14 protein-coding genes are annotated in these 18,848 nt (G+C 68.6%); 7 read left to right on the forward strand and 7 right to left on the reverse strand.

Annotated features, from left to right (window positions below):
• Nucleotides 1-137: 137 nt before the first annotated feature.
• From ACVCL3_RS06510 to pilG, 7 genes are all read right to left on the reverse strand, one after another.
• Nucleotides 138-671, reverse strand: coding sequence for a chemotaxis protein CheW (locus ACVCL3_RS06510; RefSeq protein ID WP_395117019.1), 534 nt, complete (start codon nucleotides 669-671; stop codon nucleotides 138-140).
• A complete protein-coding gene (locus tag ACVCL3_RS06515) occupies nucleotides 668-2,449 on the reverse strand; it encodes a chemotaxis protein CheB (protein WP_447100759.1) in 1,782 nt (593 codons plus the stop codon). Before ACVCL3_RS06515 ends, ACVCL3_RS06510 begins: the two co-directional genes overlap by 4 nt.
• Nucleotides 2,442-8,303 carry an Hpt domain-containing protein gene (locus tag ACVCL3_RS06520; RefSeq protein ID WP_447100760.1) on the reverse strand — a complete coding sequence of 1,954 codons (5,862 nt, stop codon included), beginning with the start codon at nucleotides 8,301-8,303 and terminating at the stop codon, nucleotides 2,442-2,444. Before ACVCL3_RS06520 ends, ACVCL3_RS06515 begins: the two co-directional genes overlap by 8 nt.
• Before the next feature lie 103 nt (nucleotides 8,304-8,406).
• Nucleotides 8,407-10,437, reverse strand: a complete 2,031-nt coding sequence (locus tag ACVCL3_RS06525; RefSeq protein WP_395117013.1) for a methyl-accepting chemotaxis protein — start codon at nucleotides 10,435-10,437, stop codon at nucleotides 8,407-8,409.
• A gap of 134 nt (nucleotides 10,438-10,571) precedes the next feature.
• Nucleotides 10,572-11,111 (reverse strand): chemotaxis protein CheW, encoded by a 540-nt coding sequence (locus tag ACVCL3_RS06530; RefSeq protein WP_395117011.1) that lies wholly within the window; start codon nucleotides 11,109-11,111, stop codon nucleotides 10,572-10,574.
• Nucleotides 11,108-11,479: a response regulator gene (locus tag ACVCL3_RS06535; RefSeq protein WP_395117009.1), complete on the reverse strand. Its 372-nt coding sequence runs from the start codon at nucleotides 11,477-11,479 to the stop codon at nucleotides 11,108-11,110. Before ACVCL3_RS06535 ends, ACVCL3_RS06530 begins: the two co-directional genes overlap by 4 nt.
• A 22-nt stretch (nucleotides 11,480-11,501) precedes the next feature.
• Nucleotides 11,502-11,867 (reverse strand): twitching motility response regulator PilG, encoded by a 366-nt coding sequence (gene pilG, locus ACVCL3_RS06540; RefSeq protein ID WP_395121350.1) that lies wholly within the window; start codon nucleotides 11,865-11,867, stop codon nucleotides 11,502-11,504.
• 385 nt (nucleotides 11,868-12,252) lie between these two features.
• Between pilG and gshB the strand changes: the two genes are divergently transcribed.
• From gshB to ACVCL3_RS06575, 7 genes are all read left to right on the forward strand, one after another.
• Nucleotides 12,253-13,230, forward strand: coding sequence for a glutathione synthase (gene gshB / locus ACVCL3_RS06545; RefSeq protein ID WP_447099424.1), 978 nt, complete (start codon nucleotides 12,253-12,255; stop codon nucleotides 13,228-13,230).
• Complete coding sequence (locus tag ACVCL3_RS06550; protein WP_447099425.1) at nucleotides 13,227-14,096, forward strand: TonB family protein; 870 nt, start codon at nucleotides 13,227-13,229, stop codon at nucleotides 14,094-14,096. The genes gshB and ACVCL3_RS06550 overlap by 4 nt, the downstream gene beginning before the upstream one ends.
• Before the next feature lie 35 nt (nucleotides 14,097-14,131).
• Nucleotides 14,132-14,701 carry a YqgE/AlgH family protein gene (locus ACVCL3_RS06555; protein ID WP_447100761.1) on the forward strand — a complete coding sequence of 190 codons (570 nt, stop codon included), beginning with the start codon at nucleotides 14,132-14,134 and terminating at the stop codon, nucleotides 14,699-14,701.
• Entirely contained in the window at nucleotides 14,698-15,147 is a 450-nt protein-coding gene (ruvX, locus tag ACVCL3_RS06560; protein WP_447100762.1) for a Holliday junction resolvase RuvX, read from the forward strand. The genes ACVCL3_RS06555 and ruvX overlap by 4 nt, the downstream gene beginning before the upstream one ends.
• Nucleotides 15,148-15,179: 32 nt before the next feature.
• Nucleotides 15,180-16,106 (forward strand): aspartate carbamoyltransferase catalytic subunit, encoded by a 927-nt coding sequence (locus ACVCL3_RS06565; RefSeq protein WP_447099427.1) that lies wholly within the window; start codon nucleotides 15,180-15,182, stop codon nucleotides 16,104-16,106.
• 272 nt (nucleotides 16,107-16,378) lie between these two features.
• The gene (locus ACVCL3_RS06570; RefSeq protein WP_447100763.1) at nucleotides 16,379-18,163 is read left to right on the forward strand and encodes a hypothetical protein; all 1,785 of its coding nucleotides are present in this window, start codon (nucleotides 16,379-16,381) and stop codon (nucleotides 18,161-18,163) included.
• A 249-nt stretch (nucleotides 18,164-18,412) separates the two neighbouring features.
• Nucleotides 18,413-18,823, forward strand: coding sequence for a BON domain-containing protein (locus ACVCL3_RS06575; RefSeq protein ID WP_395116995.1), 411 nt, complete (start codon nucleotides 18,413-18,415; stop codon nucleotides 18,821-18,823).
• Nucleotides 18,824-18,848: the final 25 nt, after the last annotated feature.

The raw sequence follows: 18,848 nt of genomic DNA on the forward strand, positions 1-18,848 counted from the left end.
GGTGGCCCGAGCGAGTTCGCCGGGGCGAACGATCACCCCAACAAGGTGCACAACGCGTCAAATTTCGCCATCCGGATGTTGCGGGCCGGGATGTACACGGCCCGCCACCGACGCGCAGTCGCGCCGATGCCGTGGACTCAGTGCAGGATGTCGGCCGCGCCGGGTGCGTCCGGCGGCATCTCGCCGGCGGCAGCGTCATCCTGGCCGGCATCGAGCAGGTCGAGCAGATGCGCCTCGATCCACTCCAGATCGGGGATCATCGCCACGTCGTCGCGTACCAGCACGTGCGCGCGCACGCCGTCGGGCAAGCCCTTGCCGTCGTGGGTGGGGATGATCAGCTCGGCATTGAGCGTGGTCAGGCGCGGGAAACCCTGGGTCTGCACCGCGATGAACGGCAGGCGCGGATCGCCGCCCAGCGCCTTGAGCACGGCCACGCGCACCACCAGCTCGCTGTCGCCCTCGGCGGTGCCGGCGAGCTGCGTGAACGACACCAGCGGCACGCGCCAGCCACGCCAGGCGATGCGGCCAAGCAGCCAGTGCGGCGCGCCCTCGACCGGCTCGGGCGCGCTGTACGTCACCACCTCCGCGATCGTGGCATTGGGCAGCAGCATGCGCGCTTCGCCGACCGGCACCAGCACGCAGCGGATTTCACGCGGCAACGGATCACTCATGGAAACACCTCGATCAGGTGCGCCGCCAGTTCGGACGGCGTACCGGAGAAACTGACCAGTCGCTCGGCGAAGATCCCGCTGACCATGTCGGCGAAATGATCCCCGGACGACGATTCGACCCAGACCTGGCCGCCTCGATCATGGATCGCCTGCGAGCCGGCGATCGCGTCGTTGCCGCGCCCGGCAAAGACGATCGCCACCGCATCGCGGCCGAAGCCGTTCGCGGCCATGCTCAGGCTGGCGTCGATCGACGGTTCCGGCGCGGCGTCGGCAAGCAGCTCCACGCTGCCGTCGCGACGCAGGCGAACCTGTTGGCCGGCGGGCACCATCAGCACCTCGCCCATGCCGACGCGACGGCCGGCTTCGGCCACGCGTACCGGCAGCGGGCTCTTTTCGGCGAGCCGCGCGAGCATTTCCTGCTCGGTGTGGCTGCCCAGGTGCTGGGTCAGCAGGAACGTCAGGCGAGTGCTGGCGGGCAAGCTGCGCATGAACTCGCACACCGAGTCGACGCCATCGACCGCCGCGCCGAGCAACACGATCCGGCTCAGCGCCGAGCCGAGTTCGTCCAGCACCATCTCGTGATCCGGCACGAAGGCCTGCGGCGCAATCGCCTCTTCCATCGAGACCAGTTCCAGGCTCATGGTCGGCTGCAGATCGGCGGCGACCGGCTCCACGTCGGGCGCCAGGAATTCCGCGGCGCTGAGTTTCTCGATGCCGAACGCGGCGGCGTCGGGCTTGTCATTTGATTCGACCGGCGCCTCCTCGTCGAGCAAGGCCCAGTTGTCCGGCGCGCGCACCGGCGTCTCGGGTGCGGCGGGCACGACCGACGCAGCGGCATCCATCGCCTCGGCGGTCAGGTCCGGGGCATCCAGCGCCGAAAAGTCCAGCTCATCGACCGCGGGTGACGGCGCGCTTTCGTCCAGTGCGATGCGGTCGTCGTCGGAATCGGCCAGTTCCACCACGCCGAAGTCGCCGTCGTGCAACGGCGGCAGTTCCTCGTCGCCGGTGAAGCGCAAGCCCGCGCCGACCGTCTGCTCGTCCTCTTCGTCCGGCAATTCGCCGGAGGCGAGCAGCGCCTCGAGTTCGGCAGCCAGGTCATCCGATTCGGCGGTGATGCCGGGGTCGGCCGCCGGCTCGATCTCGTCATCGAACGGAATGCCGGCGTGCGCATCGAACGCAGCGCCGGGAGCGTCGTCTTCGTTGGCCGCGGTCTGCAGCGGCTCGTCGGCGGGCAGGTCCGGCGGCGGCTCGTCTGCCATCACCGGCGTCGCCGCGTCCTGCGCGATCGGCGCTGCCAGATCGTCTTCTGCCGGCGTGGCGAAGGTCGCGGGCTCGTCGACCGCGTCGCGACCAAGGGTCTCCGTCACCACCGGCGCAACCGCTGCGACCAGCGCAGGCGCGACCTGCACCTCGCGCGCATCCTCGGGCCGCGGCGGGTCGATGTCGCCCATCGCCAGCACTTTCACCGCCAGGTGGCGCGCCCAGCGCGCACGATCCCAGCCGGACAGCGCGCGGCTGGCCTGGGCATCGTTGAACACCACCCGCGGCCGGTCGCCGTCGATGATGTCGTACAACTGGTCGAGCGCATCGTCGGCGTCGTCGTCCAGGTTGATCACCAGTACATCCGCGCCCACCTGCTGCAGCAGTTCGCGGTTCAGCCCGGCCAGGCCGCCCTCGTGGACGATCCGCGCGCCGCGCTCGTGCAGCGCATCGCGCAAATGCCCACCGAGTTCGCTGTCGTCGAACAGCAGCGCGACCGCGGGTGGCGTATCAGTCATGAATCGGCTCCGCGGCACGTTGCTCCAGCACCTCGGCGATCTGCAGCAGCAGTTCCGCCTCCTGGTAGGGCTTTCCGAGGTATCGATCCACGCCGATGTCGAACGCGCGCTGGCGGTGCTTGTCGCCGCTGCGCGAGGTGATCATGATGATCGGCACGTCGCGCAACCGCGGGTCGGCCTTCATGTGAGTGGCCAGCTCGTAGCCGTCCATGCGCGGCATCTCGATGTCCAGCAGCATCAGGTCGGGTACGCGCTCGTGCAGCTTCTCCAGCGCGTCGACACCGTCCTTGGCGGTGCTGACCTCGTACTCGTGGCGTTCCAGCACGCGACCCGTGACCTTGCGCATGGTGATCGAGTCGTCGACCACCATCACCAGCGGACGTACCAGCACCTCCTCGATGACCGGCGCCTTGACCGCGCTGAGGCCTTCGGCCAGGCGCTGCTCGCGGCGGATCATGCCGTGACGTACGAGCGGCGCCAGGTCGAGAATGATCAGCACCGAACCATCGCCCATGATGGTCGCACCGAGCAGGCCCGGCACCGAGCTGATCTGCGGGCCGACCGACTTGACCACGATCTCGCGCGAACCGAGCACGGCGTCGATGCGGATGGCCGCGCGCAGGTCGCCCGCGCGGGTCAGCAGCAGCGGCTGCTGTTCGTCCTCGGTGGCGAGGCCGGGCGGCAGGCCGAGCAGCTCGGCCAGGTCGTGGACGCCGTAGTCCTCGTTGCCGTACTGGAACGATGGCTCGTCGGTGGCCAGCAGTGCGGCCAGGTCTTCCGGATTGACTCGCGCCACGCCCTGTACCGAGGTCATCGGGATCGCGAACGTGGCCTCGCCGATGCGCACCAGGATGGCCTGGGTGACGGCGAGGGTGAACGGCAGGCGCAGCACGAAGGTGGTGCCCTGGCCTTCCTCCGACTCGATCGACAGCGAACCGCCGAGCTGCTTGATCTCGTTGGCGACCACGTCCATGCCGACGCCGCGACCGGCCAGCTGGGTGACCTGACTGGCGGTGGAGAAGCCGGGCTGGGTGATCAGCGACAGCAGCTGATTGTCGGTAGGCCGCGTTTCCGGACGCAGCATGCCGCGCTCGATGCCGCGCTTGCGGATAGCCTCGCGATTGAGGCCGCGACCGTCGTCGCTGACCCGCACCACCACCTCGGTCGCCTCGCGAGCCACCTTGATGCGCACCGCGCCCTCGGCCGGCTTGCCCAGCTTGCGCCGCTCGGCCGGACTCTCGATGCCGTGCGCGATGGCGTTGCGCAGCATGTGCTCGAACGGTGCCTTGATGCGGTCGAGCAGGTTGCGGTCCATTTCGCCGTGCGCGCCGTCGACGTAGAGCTGGGCCTGCTTGTGCTCTTCCTGCGCGGCCTGGCGCAGGGTGCGGCGCAGATTGGGCACCATCGTGTCGAACGGCAGCATGCGCGTGCGCAGCAGGCCGTCCTGCAGTTCGGTGCTGACCCGCGACTGCTGGATCAGCAAGGTTTCGGCCTGGCGGGTCAGCTCATCCAGCATGTTCTGGATGGACACCAGATCGGACACCGACTCGGCCAGCGCTCGCGAGTACTGCTGCAGTTGCGAGTAGCGATCGAGCTCGAGCGGATCGAACGCGGTCAGGCCCGCCTCGCGATGCTCGCGCTGGAAGCGCGCGATGATCTGCGCCTCGGTCTCGATTTCCAGCATGCGCAGCTGGCTGCGCAGGCGTGCCACGGTCTGTTCCAGCTCGACCAGGTTGAAGCGGTAGCCGGCCACCTGCTGTTCCAGTCGCGAGCGGTAGATCGCCACTTCGCCGGCATGGTTGACCAGGTTGTCCAGCAGGTCGGCGCGGACGCGGATCTGCTCCTGCGGCGAGTGCGTCTCGCGCGCCGTCTCGGGCAGCAGCTCGGGCAGGCTGTGCTCGTCCTCATGGGCGACGGGTTGCGGCGCCTCCTCCACCGGCGCGTGCGACGCGTCCGTCGCGGGTTCGGCCTCGCCGACCAGCGCGGTGGCGCCGGCAAGCTGCAGCAGGTGGTCGATCGCGGCCTGCGGATACTCCGGCATGTGGCCCTGCGACACGCGCTGGACCATCGTGTTGAGCTGGTCGAAGCTCGCCTCGAGCGCACTGATCAGCGTGCCGGTCTTGTCGGCGTCGCGGATGGGTTTTTCCAGCACCGTCTCGATCGCGTGGGCGAGGTCGCCCACCGACACCAGGCCTGCGATGCGCGCACCGCCCTTGAGCGTGTGCAGGTCGCGCTGCAGTTCGCCGACGCAGGACGTATCGGCGGGATCGGCGTGCCACTTGGCGAGCACGCCGTCGGCGCTGTCGAGAATCTCGCGCGCCTCGTCGATGAACACTTCGAGCAGGTCGGCGTCGATGCGGCTACCGTCGGGCAGCACGAACGCGGGCGCCGGTTCCACCCGAGTCGCGGCGGCCCTGGCGGCGGCCTGCTTGGCAGCCTGCTCGGCCGCAGCTTGTTCGGCTGCCGCCTGTTCCGCGGCGGCCTGCGCCGCCGCCAGTTGTTCCGCCTGCTCTGCCGCGGCTTGTTCCGCGGCAGCTTGTTCGGCAGCCGCCCGCTCGCGTGCGGCCTCCTCCTGCGCAGCTTGCTCGGCAGCGGCCTGGCGAGCAGCTTCGGCGGCGGCGTTGGCGGCGGCGTTGGCCGCGGCGATGGCCGCGTCGGGCTCGAAGGCGCGCAGCGCAGCGGTCATCTCGGCAGCGGCATCCATGTGCTCGTCGTGACCGGTTTCCGCATCGACGCCTTCCGGCGCGGACGGCTCGGCGAGGGTCGGAGTCGACTCGCGGGCGGTGTCGGCCTCGATGGCCGGCTCGTCCACCGCATCATCGCCCGCTTGCGGCTCGAATATCACATGCGCGACTTGCGACTCGGGGTAGTCGTCGCGCATCTCGGTGATCTGCGCGGTGAGCGCGTCGACGTTGGGCAACGGCAACGCCGGGGCGTCGAACTGGGCCATTACCTGGTCGACCACGTCGGCCGCCTGGCCGAGCAGGCGCACGCCCGACGCGGGCAGCGGCTGGCCGGATGCGCGCAGGCGCTTGAACAGGCCTTCCAGCGGCGACAGCAACTGTGTCAGCAGCGGGATGTCGACCATCGCGATCGCGCCGTGCAAGGTGTGCACGGCCCGCAGCAGCTCCTCGCTGACCGGCAACGCGCCTTCGCTGCGCTGGATCGCGGTGCGGATGGTCTGCAGGTACTGGGCAACTTCGCTGCGCAGGATCTCCAGCAGCACCGGATCGATCGGCGGCATCGCCGGCATGTCCACCAGCGGTTCCGGCTCGGCCGGCACGGGCTCGGCGGCGGCCGCGCTTGCCACGTCGGCATCGGTAAGGCTGGCCCGCGGCACGTCGGCCGCGTCGACGGTGGCGCGCGGCACGCGGCGGACCACCGTGCGGGTGACCGTTTCGGTACCGCGCTGCATGAAGTCTTCCACTCGTGCCGGCTGGCCCGCGGCCAGCCGCTCGGCGGCCTGCATGATCGCGCTGAGCGGCACCTGCGGATCGCCCTCGCCCTTGAGCGCAGCCAGCAGTTGCGGCAGCGCGTCGATGGCGTGGCGGACCACGTCCTGCACGTTCTGGTCCGGCTCGATCGTATGGTCGAGGACGCGGTTGAGCATGTCCTCCACCTTCCACGCGAACTCGCCCAGCACGCCGGCGCCGACCAGGCGGCCGGAGCCCTTCAGGGTGTGGAACGAGCGGCGGATGCCGACCAGCGCCGGCGTCTGCGCCGGGTCGGCCAGCCAATCCTTCTGGGCCACCGCGAGGTTGTCGATCTCCTCCTGCATTTCCTCCAGGAAGATGTCGCGGATGTCGTCGTCGATGCCTTCGGCATCGGCGTTGAAGCGGGTGTTTGCCGCCAGCGGATCGGCGACGGGCACCTGTTCGGTGACCTGCTCCTCGATCTCGACCCAGTCCTCGCCGACGGCGCTGGCCGGGCTCGCCGGTGCGCCGGTCTCCGCCAGTCGCAGCCCGTCGAGGTCATGCGTGGGTTCGGGCGAAGCCTGCGCGTCGCCGACGAACAGGCTGCCGAGATCGGCGCCGGGCAGCAGGCTGACGGACTCGGAGAGGTCGGGGTGCTGCTCGGCTTCGAGCGAAACGGAAGCCGGTGCCTCGGCGACCGGCGCGGGCTCCTCCACGGCCGCGCGCTGCGCCGGGACCGGCCAGTAGCCAAGCTGGGCCAGGCTGTGCTCGGCCACGTCGAGGATGTGTTCGAGGCCGCCACGGTGCTCGCGCGCCGCCTCCAGGTAGTACTCCAGCGCGGCCAGCGCGTCGGCCAGGTGATCCATCTGCGCACCGCTGGGCACGCGACGGTCCTGCAGCAATTCGTAGTCGATGAACCGGCCCACGCCCTGGGCCAGTTCGGCCGGGCGCGGCGAGGACAGCATGCGCATGGCGCCGGCCACCTCGTCCATCAACGGCGGCGCACCGGCCAGGCGATCGTGCTGCCAGCCCGACTCCACGAAGGCAACGATCGCGTCCTTCACCTTGCCGGTGTTGCCGATCGCTTCCTGCATCAGGGTGGAGACCACGCCGAGCGCTTCGCTGCGCGGCAGCCCCTGCGTGGGGTCGGCGGCAGCGGCAGGTTCGCCTTCGGAGCCGAGGCTCTCGATGTGGTCGTCCAGCGACGCCTCCACGTAGAGCAGCGCGCCGGCGACATCCAGCAGCGTTTCCTCGTCGGCAGGACGCAGGCGGTTGGCGATTTCGTCGAGCACGCGGCGCTGCTCGCCGACCACGCGGCGCGGCACCGCCAGCGCCAGCATGCCCAGCGTGTCGCCGACCCGTTCGAGCACTTCGCCCTGGGCGGCAAGCTGGGCCGGATCGCCGTCCTGCTCGCGCAGGAACAGGTCCAGCGCTTCCTTGACGCGCAGCAGGTCGTCCTTGAGCGCGCGCGACACCGAATCGAGCAGGGCGCGGTTGTGCCCGGCCATCGAGCCGCGGGCGTGTTCCAGTTCACCGGCATCGGGCAGCAGGCTGTCCAGCGCGTAGGTGCTGCGCAACAGCTCCATGTGCGGGCTGCGCTGCTTGGCCTGGGCCACGATGTAGAGCAGCTTGCAGGCCACCTCGTCGGCATCGCTCGCGCGCAGGCTGTTCTCGCCATGTTCGATCAGCAGGCGGATGTTGCGATCCACCTTGCCGATCAGCTGGCGCACTTCGGGGGCGTGCCCCCTGAGCATGCCTTGTTCGAGACCTTCCAGCACCCCGGCGGCGATCCACCACAGGCGCCGGCCATGCACGTGATAACAACGCGCAGTGATCGCCAGCAGGGTCTTGCGCATGGCGACCAGTTGCTGGGCCGCATCCTGGCCGCGGAACCACGCCAGCAACTGCTGCTGGAAACGCAGGCGCAAACCGGCCAGCTCCACGCGGTGCGCCGCGGCATAAGCCTCGCTCATCGCCGCCGGAGCCTGCTCCGGCAGGAAGGCGTCGAGGTTCGGATGGAACATCGACGACTCGGGCAGCGGCTCCAGCCCGCGGGTGGCACGCAGATCGTTCAGCAGCGGCAGCAGCACCACCGGCACGTCGCGATGGCCGCTGGACAGCCGTTCCAGGTAGTCCGGCAGCTGCATCAAGCCACGCATCAGGGCGGCGTAGGCTTCCTCGCGCTGGAGCACCTGGTCGTTCAACAGCGCGCCGACCAGGGCCTCCATCTCCGCGGTGACCGCCGCCGCGCCGTACAGCTCGACCATCTTCAGCGTGCCGTGCACCTGATGCAGATGATCCGTGCAGGTGCGCATGAAATCGCGCTTCCCCGGATTGTCGACGTACGACTCCAGTGCCTCGCGGGCGATCGACAAGGTGTCGTCGAGTTCCGGCTTGACCCACTGCAGCGTGGTGAAATCGATGTGGTCTTGAAGTCTCATGCGCCTCTCTCAGCGGTCACGCCATGCGGGCATTGCGAAACCAGCGAGACTGCCCCCCGTACTGTGCGTGTATTCATCCGGCTGCTGCCCACGTCGAGCAAAATCATCCCGGCAGCTTGAAGTGGGCCACGGAACGCCGCAGGTCGCTTGCCAGTTGCGCCAGGGTACCGATCGAGTCGGCCGTCTGGCTCGCGCCCTGCGAGGTCTGCGAGGTAATTTCCTGGATCGCGTTCATCGACACCGAGATATCGGTTGCCGCCGCGGACTGCTCGCGCGCCGCGGTGGAGATGTTCTGAATCAGCGCGGACAGATCGTGCGAGACGCGCTCGATGTCGCCCAGCGCGCTGCCGGCGTCCTCGGCCAGTCGCGCACCGGCGACCACCTCGGCGGTGGTCTGCTCCATCGAGTTCACCGCTTCGTTGGTATCGGACTGAATCGTCTGCACCAGCGTCTCGATGCGCTTGGTCGCGCTGGTGGAGCGTTCGGCCAGTCGCTGCACTTCGTCCGCCACGACCGCGAAACCGCGACCCGCCTCGCCGGCCGAGGCCGCCTGGATGGCCGCGTTCAAGGCCAGGATGTTGGTCTGCTCGGCGATGTCATTGATCAGTTCCACGATCGAGCCGATCTCCTGCGAGGATTCGCCCAGGCGCTTGATGCGCTTGGAGGTCTCCTGGATCTGGTCGCGGATGGAGTCCATGCCGGAGATCGTCTCGCGCACCACCTCGGCGCCGCGCGAGGCGATCTTCACCGAACGCTCGGCCACGTCGGCGGATTCGGCGGAATCCTTGGACACCACGTCCATCGAGCTCACGATCTGGTTGATCGCCGAGGTCGCCGAGGTGATCTGCTGCGCCTGCTGCTCGGCCGCGTTGGCCAGGTGGCGGGCGGTGGTCTGGGTTTCCTGCGCCGAGGACGACACCTGCTCGGAAGTCTCGTTGATGGTGGTCACCAGCGATCGCAGCTCGTCGATGGCGTAGTTCACCGAGTCGGCAATGGCGCCGGTGATGTCCTCCGACACCGTGGTCTTCACCGTCAGGTCGCCTTCGGCCAGCGAACCCATCTCGTCCAGCAGGCGCATGATCGCCTCCTGGTTGCGCTGGTTCAGCTCGGTACTCTGGGCGAAACGCTTGCGCTGGTCGGTGACCAGGGCGATGACCAGCAGCAGGGCGAAGGCGACCGCGGCGATGGCGCCGAACAGGCCCCACCACACGTTCGGGAACAACCGGCGCAGCGGCAGCTTGCCGATCTGGTCGGACAGGTCGTTGGCGCGCAGCAGGACGGTCTGCGAATCCAGCGAGGCCTGGTTGCCGGCGCGCTTCACGTCGGCGATGTTGGCGGCAGCGGCGGACAGCTTGGCCACCGGGTCGGCCAGCTTCGTCCAGCTGGCGTCCATCTCGGTAAGGATCTTGCGCGCATTGGCGTCGGAGATCGGCCGCACGCCGCTGTCCGGGTTGCCCTCGATCAGGCCCTTGAGCACGCTGCCGTACAACTGCGCGTCGCGCGACAGACCGTCGGCCGCGGACTGGGCGTTGTCGCCGCCCTGAAGCACCTCCTGCACGCGGCGGATGATGCGGTCGGCGGACAGCATCTGGCGCGAGGTACCGAGCATCTGTTCGGAACTGCCGTTGCGCTGCTGCAGGATGTTGACCACCTGCTCCATGCTGGAGTTGAGCAGCGGCATCTGCTGCGAAATCGTCGCCGCGCGCTGGCCCGAGTCGAGCACCACCGCCTTGTTCGAAAGGATCTTGCCGATATCGGCGTCGAGCTGCGCCCAGGCCGCGTCCAGCGCGGTCACGGCACGGCCGGCCGGCGACTTGTTGCCGTCGGCATAGGCTTGCATGCCGCTGTCGGGGTCACCCTTGTCCAGTCGCTTGACCGCCGAGTCGATGGCATTGCGGGTGGACTCGAGTTCCTTGAAGGAGTCCACGTTGCCGTCGGCGGATTCCAGCGCGAACTTCGCCGTCTGCTGCGACAGCACCTGGATCTGCGTGGTCAGCGCGACCGCCTGGCGATCCTCGCCGTTCTTCTGGTTGAGCATGAAGAAGTCGAGTGCCGCGAAACCGATCGCGATCAGCAGCAGGACAATGAGTGCGGTATATCCGCGTTCCCGGCTGACGCCCCCTGTAGTACTCATGTTCACCTCATCGGTCTAACTGATATGTGCCGCCCATACGCACCGGCCCCTGCCGCGCTGCCCCGAAGCGGGTGCCGGCCTTCCGGTCTCCCCGCTCCAACCGCACGGCATCCCCTGCCGGCTTCACCCGGTCGTCAGGCAGCCGCCTGACGGAAATCCGGTGCACGCACGAGCCGGTTCATGCTGAAAATCGCCAGTTGCTGCTCGCCCACCCGGTTGTCCACGAAACGCGCCAGCCGCGGATCGGCTTCTTCCTGCGCCTGCTGGCGCTGCTCCGCGTCCACCGTGCGCTGGCCGAGCACCTCGTCCACCAGCAAGGCGACGCTGCCGCCGCCCTGGCGCACCACCAGCAACCGGCTCCGATCGGAATGCTGGGTGCGTTCGCCGAACAGGAAGCGCCCGATGTCCACCACCGGCACCAGGTTGCCGCGCACGTTGGCCACGCCGAGCAGCCATGGCTGGGTGCCAGGCACCGGGGTCAGCACCGGCACGGCGAGCAGCTCGTTGATCTCGTCGATGCCGCTGACCAGCAGCCTGGAACCGACCCGGAAACCGATGCCGCGCCACAGGCCCGGTGCCTCGAACTTGTCCTGGGTATCGGAGGCATGCGCCAGCGACAGCCGCTCGTAGCGCGCCAGAATCTCGAACGGGGTACGGTTGGCGCTCTGGTTCATGAGCCGCTCGACAGCAGATCGTTGATGCAGGCCAGCAGGTCTTTTTCGTTCACCGGCTTGGTGATGAAGGCGCGCGCGCCCTGGCGCATGCCCCAGACGCGATCGGTTTCCATCGACTTGGTGGTGATCATCACCACCGGCACGTGCTGGGTCTTGGGGTCGCGGGTGAGCGTACGGGTGGCCTGGAAGCCGTTCATGCCGGGCATGATGACGTCCATGATGACCAGGTCAGGCTGTTCGGCGCGCACGCGCTCGATGCCCTCCTCGGCCGTGCTCACGGCTGCCACGTGGTGCCCGGCCCGCTCGAGCAGCGTGGTGAACACGCGTACGTCGGTGGGTGAGTCGTCGATGATGAGAATGTTTGCCACAGCTCCCCCTCAGGGTCTGCAGTCAGTGACTTGCTGCAGTACTGACATGTCGATGGATTGCGCCAAGCAGCTCGTCACGGGTGAACGGCTTGGTCAGGTATTGTTCGGCGCCGACGATGCGGCCGCGCGCCTTGTCGAAGAGTCCGTCCTTGGAGCTGAGCATGATCACGGGCGTGGCGCGGAACTCGGGGTTGTTCTTGATCAGGGCGCAGGTCTGATAGCCGTCGAGGCGGGGCATCATGATGTCGACGAAGATGATCGCCGGCTTCTGGTCGGAAATCTTGGCCAGCGCCTCGAACCCGTCGACCGCGGTCAGCACCTCGCAGCCCTCTTTCTTCAGCAGGGTCTCGGCGGTGCGGCGGATGGTCTTGGAGTCATCGATCACCATGACCTTGAGGCCCGCCAAATCGGTAACGCTCACGTTCAAATTCACTCACTCCCCCCTGTGGCTCGCCACGAGCTCAGGACAAGTATCAGGACATGCAACTGTTGTGCCCAATGGTACGCGTGTGGAAATCCCGGTGATCCGGCTGCTGCAAACCCGCACCGTGGCGGCATCCCCGAAGCTTTGCTGTTTACTGCCTGCCCGTCGAAACTGTCAAGCGACCGCCGCGACGCGATGCCCGCCGATCGCACTAATTGACGCATATTGGCACCTCATGCCGCGCGCACCACGACCGGCACAACATGAACGACGCGGCTAGTATAGCCGGCAGTCGTCGCGCCCCTGCCGGCGCGACCGCACAAACCCGGCAATCCGCGGAGCACCCCGCATGACCTTCTCCGTCGGCGTCCTGATGGACCCCATCGACGCCATCAAAGTGGCCAAGGACACCACCCTGGCGATGCTGCTGGAGGCCGCCCGACGCGGCCACGCCCTGCATTATTTCGAACAGGGCGACCTCGCCCTGCGCGACGGCGCGCCGTGGGTGCGCAGCGCCCCGCTTGAGGTGCGCGACGATCCGCGCGACTGGTACACGCTGGGCCAGCCGCGCTGGCACGACCTGCGCGAGCTGGACATGGTGCTGATGCGCAAGGACCCGCCGGTCGACGCGCAGTTCGTCTACGACACCATGGTGCTGGAAGCGGCCCAGCGCGGCGGCGTGCTGGTGGTGAACGATCCGCGTTCGCTGCGCGACTGCAACGAGAAGCTGTTCGCGCTCGAGTTTCCGCAGTGCATCGCGCCCACCCTGGTGGCACGCGACCCGGCCGAACTGCGCCGGTTCGCCGCCGAACACGGCGAGGTGGTGCTCAAGCCGCTCGACGGCATGGGCGGGCGCGGCATCTTCCGCGTGCGCCACGGCGACAGCAACCTGAACTCGATGCTGGAAACCCTGCTCGGTGGCGACGGCCATGGCGCGCACCGGCAACTGACGATCGCCCAGAAATACCTGCCGGAGATCAGCGCCGGCGACAAGCGCATCCTCGTCGTGGACGGCGAACCGGTGCCGTACGCGCTCGCGCGCATTCCGCAGGGCAGCGATTTTCGCGGCAACCTCGCCGCCGGCGGTCGCGGCGAGGGCGTGCCGCTGTCCGACCGCGACCGCTGGATCGTGGCACAGGTGGCACCGGAACTGCGTCGCCGCGGACTGCTGTTCACCGGCCTGGACGTGATCGGCGACTACCTGACCGAGATCAACGTCACATCCCCGACCTGCGTCCGTGAACTCGACGCACAGTTCGGGCTTAACATTGCAGGCCAGCTGTTCGACGTCATCGAGCGGCACGCCAGTGGAAATCGTCCTGCGTGAGTGCAACCGCAACCGTTACCGCCCGACCCGAGCCGATCGGCGCCACCATGCTGTTCTCGCTGCTGCTGCACGGCGTGCTGCTGCTGGGCATCACCTTCCACTTTGCCAAGCCTGATCCAAGCCTGCCCACGCTCGACGTCGCGCTGGTCAACGTGGCCAACCAGGAGGCGCCGGACAAGGCCGATTTCCTGGCCCAGGCCAACAACCGCGGCGGCGGCCAGAGTGACCGTGCCGCGCGCCCCTCGCAGCTGTTCTCCGGCGCGTTGCCCCGACCTGATCCCGGGGTCGCGGCGCAACCGGTGCAGGAATCCACGCCGCTGCCGCACCCGGCCACCCCCGCGCGCATGGTCACCACCAGCGGCCGCAGCGATTTCAGCGTCGCCAGCGATACCGCGCAGACCGAAGTCGACCCGCAACACGCCACGCCCACCGCGGCCGAACTGAAGCGCCAGCAGGCGATCGCCCAGCTCGCCGCCGAACTGCGTCGCAAGAAGGTGGATTACGCCAAGCGGCCGAAGGTGAAATACCTCACCGCCAGCACCCGTGAATACGCCTATGCCGCCTACATGCGCGGATGGTCGGATCGGGTGGAGCGGGTCGGCAACCTGAACTATCCCGAGGAGGCGCGTCGCCGCGGCCTGCACGGCAACGTGCTGCTCACCGTGGTGCTCAACCTCGACGGCAGCATCAAGAGCATCGACGTGATCCAGAGTTCCGGCCAGCCGGTGCTCGACGCCGCGGCCGAACGCATCGTGCGCCTGGCCGCACCGTTTCCGCCGGCACCGCGGGCCGGCGAGCACGTCGACGAGCTGAACATCACCCGCACCTGGCAGTTCCAGCCCAACAACGTGCTGCAGACGCGCTAGGAGCGCCGCGATTCGGCTGCGACTACAATGGCGCCATGGCTGCCATGCAACCCGCGACCCTCACCGGTCACTTCCTGATCGCCATGCCGGGCCTGGCCGAGCCGCCGTTCTCGCGCGGCGTGGCGCTGCTGTGCCAGCACGACGAGGACGGCGCGGTCGGCTTGCTGGTGAACCAGCTGTCCGAATACCGCTTCGGCGACGTGCTGGCGCAGATGAAGCTCGAATGCGCCGACGCCGACCTGGCTGACGCACCGGTGCTGATCGGCGGCCCGGTACAGCAGGAGCGCGGCTTCGTGCTGCACCACGAACCGGGCGACTGGGAATCGACCTACCGCATCAACGCCGAGTGGTCGGTGACGACCTCGCGTGACATCCTGGTGGCAATGGCCGCCGGCGAAGGCCCGCGCCAGGCCATCATGGTGCTCGGCTACGCCGGCTGGGATGCCGGCCAGCTGGAACAGGAACTGATGGCCAACGCCTGGCTCACCGCCGAAGCCAACGGCCGGGTCGTCTTCGACACGCCGCTGGAGGATCGCTGGAGCGCCGCCGCCGGCCTGGTCGGGGTGGACCCGCGCCAGTTGTCCGGCTACGCGGGCCACGCATGAGCTGTGTGCTCGGCTTCGATGTCGGCAGCCGCCTCACCGGCGTGGCCATCGGCAACCGCCTGACCGCCACCGCGCGCGCGCTCGCCGTGGTCGCCGTCCGCGACGATCGGCCCGACTGGGACCGGCTCGACGCCCTGCAGCGCGAGTGGCAGCCCGACACCCTGGTGGTCGGCCTGCCCTTGACCCTCGATGGCGCCGAACAACCCGCCAGTCGGCGCGCACGCGCCTTCGCCGGCAAGCTGACCGAGCGCTACCGCCTGCCGGTGGTGCTGGTCGACGAACGCCACAGCTCGCACGAAGCTGCCGAACGTTTCGCCGCCGGACGCGCCGCCGGCCTGCGGCGACGCCGCGAAGGCGCCGCCATCGACGCCGAGGCGGCGGCAGTGATCCTCGAACGCTGGCTGCTCGAGGTCGCCGTGATCCCGCACGACGCCACCCCGCACTGATCAGCACCTTCCTCCCCAATCCGCGAACCCCCATGAGCCCTCGCCTGCGCCACCTGACCACCCTGGAAAACCTGCCGCGCGAGACCATCGAGCGCCTGCTCGACCGCGCCGAGGCGCTGCGCGATGCCTGCGCCCACGGCACCCGCAAGCTGGACGTGCTGGCCGGGCGCACCGTGCTGAACCTGTTCTTCGAACCGTCCACGCGCACCCGCACCTCGTTCGAACTGGCGGCGCGGCGGCTCGGTGCGGACGTGGTCAACTTCGACATCGGGCTGTCCTCCACCAGCAAGGGCGAGGAGCTGTTCGACACCCTGCATACGCTCGAGGCGATGCACCTGGACGCGATCATCGTGCGCCACAAGCAGTCCGGCACGCCGGACGAACTGGTACGCCATGCAATGAGCGGCGTGTCGGTGATCAACGCCGGCGACGGCAACCACGCGCATCCCACCCAGGGCCTGCTGGATGCGCTCACCATTCGCCAACACCGGCCCGATTTCGAGAATCTGACGGTGGTGATCTGCGGCGACATCAGCCACTCGCGGGTGGCCCGCTCGGACGTCAATGCCTTCACCGCGCTGGGCGTGAAGGAGATCCGCCTGTGCGCCCCGCCCGAGCTGATGCCGGCCACCGACGAAGTCGTCGAAGGCCAACGCTTCACCGACTTCGACCAGGCCATCGAAGGCGCCGATGCGGTGGTGATGCTGCGCCTGCAGAAGGAGCGCATGGCGCGCATCGAACTGCCCGACGAGGCCGCCTACTTCACCCGCTACGGGTTGGACCGTCGCCGCCTCGCGCGCGCGGCCAAGGGTTGCCTGGTCATGCATCCGGGGCCGATCAACCGGGGCATCGAGATCGCCTCGGAGGTGGCCGACGGCGCGCAGTCACGCATCCTCGAACAGGTCGGCAACGGGGTGTTCGTGCGCATGGCCGTGCTCAACGAGGTGCTTGCGCGCTGAATGCCCGCTGCAGCGCCGGCGCCGCGCCCGCCACGGACGCAACCCGGGAGCGACGGCGCAGATCTTCCGGGCTGCAAAAGCGGCTGCGCGGTCCGCATTCGACCAGCTTCGCTGTTGTAAAGCGCTTCGCCGCTTCTTGAGCCATGGAACCACCATGGGTCGGCGAACCGTCGATACCCCGTCCTCGCGCAGCTTTTTTTCGTCTCCGAAGTTTCTGCCGCCCACGCTCCCAGCGGGCATAATGGCCGCTGCTGCTCACCACGGGGATCAACATGCGCGCGACAACCCGCTATCTCGCGATGGGACTGGCCAGCGTCCTGCTGGCTGCCTGTTCGCACAAGGACAAGGATGCACCGCTGGCGTTCGTGCCGGCCGATACGCCGTACGTCGTGGCCAACCTGGACGTGCTCGACGACGACACCCGCAAGGCGCTGCTGGCCCAGGCCGACGCCCAGTTGCCGTCGCAACTGGAACAGATGGACGCCGCGGCCGACCGGCTCGCCGAGAAGGACCCTGACGGCGCCCGCCTGCTGCGCGCGCTGCGCGCCGAGTTCAACGGCAAGACGGTGGAGGGCTTCGCCCAGTCCGCCGGCCTCGACCTGAAGGGCTACTCGGCCCTCTACGGCCTGGGCCTGGCGCCCGTGCTGCGCTTCCAGCTCGCCGACGCGGCCGCCTTCGACGCGTTCGTGGGCCGCCTGGAGACCGCCTACGGCAAGAAGTTCGAGGTGGCCAGCGAAGGCAAGCAGAGCTACCGCCGCTACGCGTCCACCGAATCGGGCACCGAGGTGATCCTGGCCACGGTGGACAAGCAGGCGGTGGCAGCGCTGCTGCCGATCGACGCGCCGAAAACCATGCTGCGCGAGGCGCTGGGACTGGATCGGCCGCAGAAGAGCATGCAGGACGACGGTCGCCTGGCCGACCTGGCCAAGGCCAACGGTTACAAGAAGTGGCTGGTCGGCGAACTCGACCTGACCCGCGTGCTGCCGTTGGCAATCGGCGGCACGGACGCACTGGCCAATGCGATGCGCAAGGCGCACGCGGTGGCCGAGTCGGCCAAGACCGGCGAGCCGGTGGCCAATCAGTTGCAGGTCCCGCCGTCGTGCAGCACCGATGCCGCTCGCATCGCCGCACGGGTGCCGACGATCAGCTTCGGCTACACCCGGCTCGACGCCGGTCATCAGGACGGCCGCCTCGACATCGCGCTGGCCGAGGACATCAGCAAGGCGTTCTCCGGGCTCAAGGTCGAACTGCCCGGGCTGGGTCAGGCCGGTACCGCGCCATTCGACGTGAGCCTGGCGCTGCCGATCGCGAACCTGCGCACGTTCTGGATGGCCCAGGCCGATGCAGTGGCGGCCAAGCCGTTCACCTGCCCGGCGCTGAGCGATCTCAACGAGGGCTTCGCCAAGCTCGGCCCGGCCACGCAGAAAGCCGCGATCCCGCCGTTCGGCGACCTGCTGGGCGTGCGCCTGGCGCTGGATACGCTCACTGACAACCCCACCTCCAGCCTGCCCACCTTCAGTGGCCGGCTGGTGCTGGCCACCAGCAACCCGACCGGCCTGCTGGCGATGGGCCAGATGATGGTGCCCGCGCTGGCGCAGCTGAAGCTGACCAATGACGGCAAGCCGGTGGCGCTGCCGCAGCAGATGGCCGGCATGCTCGGCCAGCCCGGCTGGGTGGCGATGAGCGACAAGGCGCTGGCGCTGGGCGTGGGCGCCGGCGAGGACGCCAAGCTGGCCGACACCCTGAAGGAAGCCGGCGGCAACGCGGGCCAGATGGCGCGGATGCACCTGAGCGGCGCGATGTACCTGTCCTGGGTGCAGCTGATGCAGGACAAGGTCGACGCGCTCACCGCCGCGGCCAGCGCGATGAACAACAGCGGTGATGCATCGGCGGACAAGCCCGACGACAGCGCCGCCCAGGCGGCAGAGGCGGCGGCGCGTTCCAAGGCGCAGTTCGAGGCGATGAAGCAGCAGGCGCAGCGCGTGGAAGACATCCACGCCGAGATGCATGTCGAGGCCGGCGGCATGGTGATCACCAGCCAGACGACGCTGAAGTGACATAAGCGACGCCAGGGCAAGTCGTTCCACTCCAGGCCGGGGCGCCGCGCGCACCCCGGCCTTTTTTTGCGCACGCAACGTACCGCCAACATGCTCGTGACCTCGCCTTCGCAAACCGTGGCGGCACCTGAATCGCGGCGGCGCCTGCGCACATGGCGTTCACTCCGCCGCTGCTGTCATGGCCACAAGGATCGCAAACCCGGCGACCCCGTTGTCACCACCGACAACCCCTTCTCCAAGGAGATTGCCATGCACAACCATCCCGTGATTCGCCGCAGCATGATCGCCGCCGCCCTGACGCTCGCCTTCGCTGCCGTGCCACTCAGCCAGGCCGTGGCAGCGCAGAGCAGCGAGGCCGCCGCGCAGGCATCGGACAACCAGACGGTGCCGGACAAGGCCGCCGACGCATGGATCACCACCAAGGTGAAGACCGAATTCGGCACCACCAAGGGCGTGAGCGCCACCGACATCAACGTGACCACCAACGATGGCGTGGTAACCCTGACCGGCAACGTCGGCAGCGCCAGCGAGAAGATGAACGCGGTGCGCGTGGCGCAGGGCGTCAAGGGCGTTAAGAGCGTCGACGCCTCCGCGCTGGCTATCACCCCCGCCGCCACGAAACACCACGACCGGCCCTCGTCCAGCATGAGCAGCCACTGATCGATCGCGACAACCCGTGAACGGA

The organism is Rhodanobacter sp. UC4437_H4 (assembly GCF_052978425.1).

Bases quoted from the DNA above. Each gene is read 5' to 3' on its own strand.
- ACVCL3_RS06530 (WP_395117011.1), bottom strand. From the start codon at position 11,111: ATGAACCAGAGCGCCAACCGTACCCCGTTCGAGATTCTGGCGCGCTAC.
- ACVCL3_RS06575 (WP_395116995.1), top strand. From the start codon at position 18,413: ATGCACAACCATCCCGTGATTCGCCGCAGCATGATCGCCGCCGCCCTG.
- ACVCL3_RS06520 (WP_447100760.1), bottom strand. From the start codon at position 8,303: ATGAGACTTCAAGACCACATCGATTTCACCACGCTGCAGTGGGTCAAG.
- ACVCL3_RS06570 (WP_447100763.1), top strand. From the start codon at position 16,379: ATGCGCGCGACAACCCGCTATCTCGCGATGGGACTGGCCAGCGTCCTG.
- ACVCL3_RS06515 (WP_447100759.1), bottom strand. From the start codon at position 2,449: ATGACTGATACGCCACCCGCGGTCGCGCTGCTGTTCGACGACAGCGAA.
- ACVCL3_RS06510 (WP_395117019.1), bottom strand. From the start codon at position 671: ATGAGTGATCCGTTGCCGCGTGAAATCCGCTGCGTGCTGGTGCCGGTC.
- ACVCL3_RS06555 (WP_447100761.1), top strand. From the start codon at position 14,132: ATGGCTGCCATGCAACCCGCGACCCTCACCGGTCACTTCCTGATCGCC.
- ACVCL3_RS06525 (WP_395117013.1), bottom strand. From the start codon at position 10,437: ATGAGTACTACAGGGGGCGTCAGCCGGGAACGCGGATATACCGCACTC.
- ACVCL3_RS06565 (WP_447099427.1), top strand. From the start codon at position 15,180: ATGAGCCCTCGCCTGCGCCACCTGACCACCCTGGAAAACCTGCCGCGC.
- gshB (WP_447099424.1), top strand. From the start codon at position 12,253: ATGACCTTCTCCGTCGGCGTCCTGATGGACCCCATCGACGCCATCAAA.
- ruvX (WP_447100762.1), top strand. From the start codon at position 14,698: ATGAGCTGTGTGCTCGGCTTCGATGTCGGCAGCCGCCTCACCGGCGTG.
- pilG (WP_395121350.1), bottom strand. From the start codon at position 11,867: ATGGTGATCGATGACTCCAAGACCATCCGCCGCACCGCCGAGACCCTG.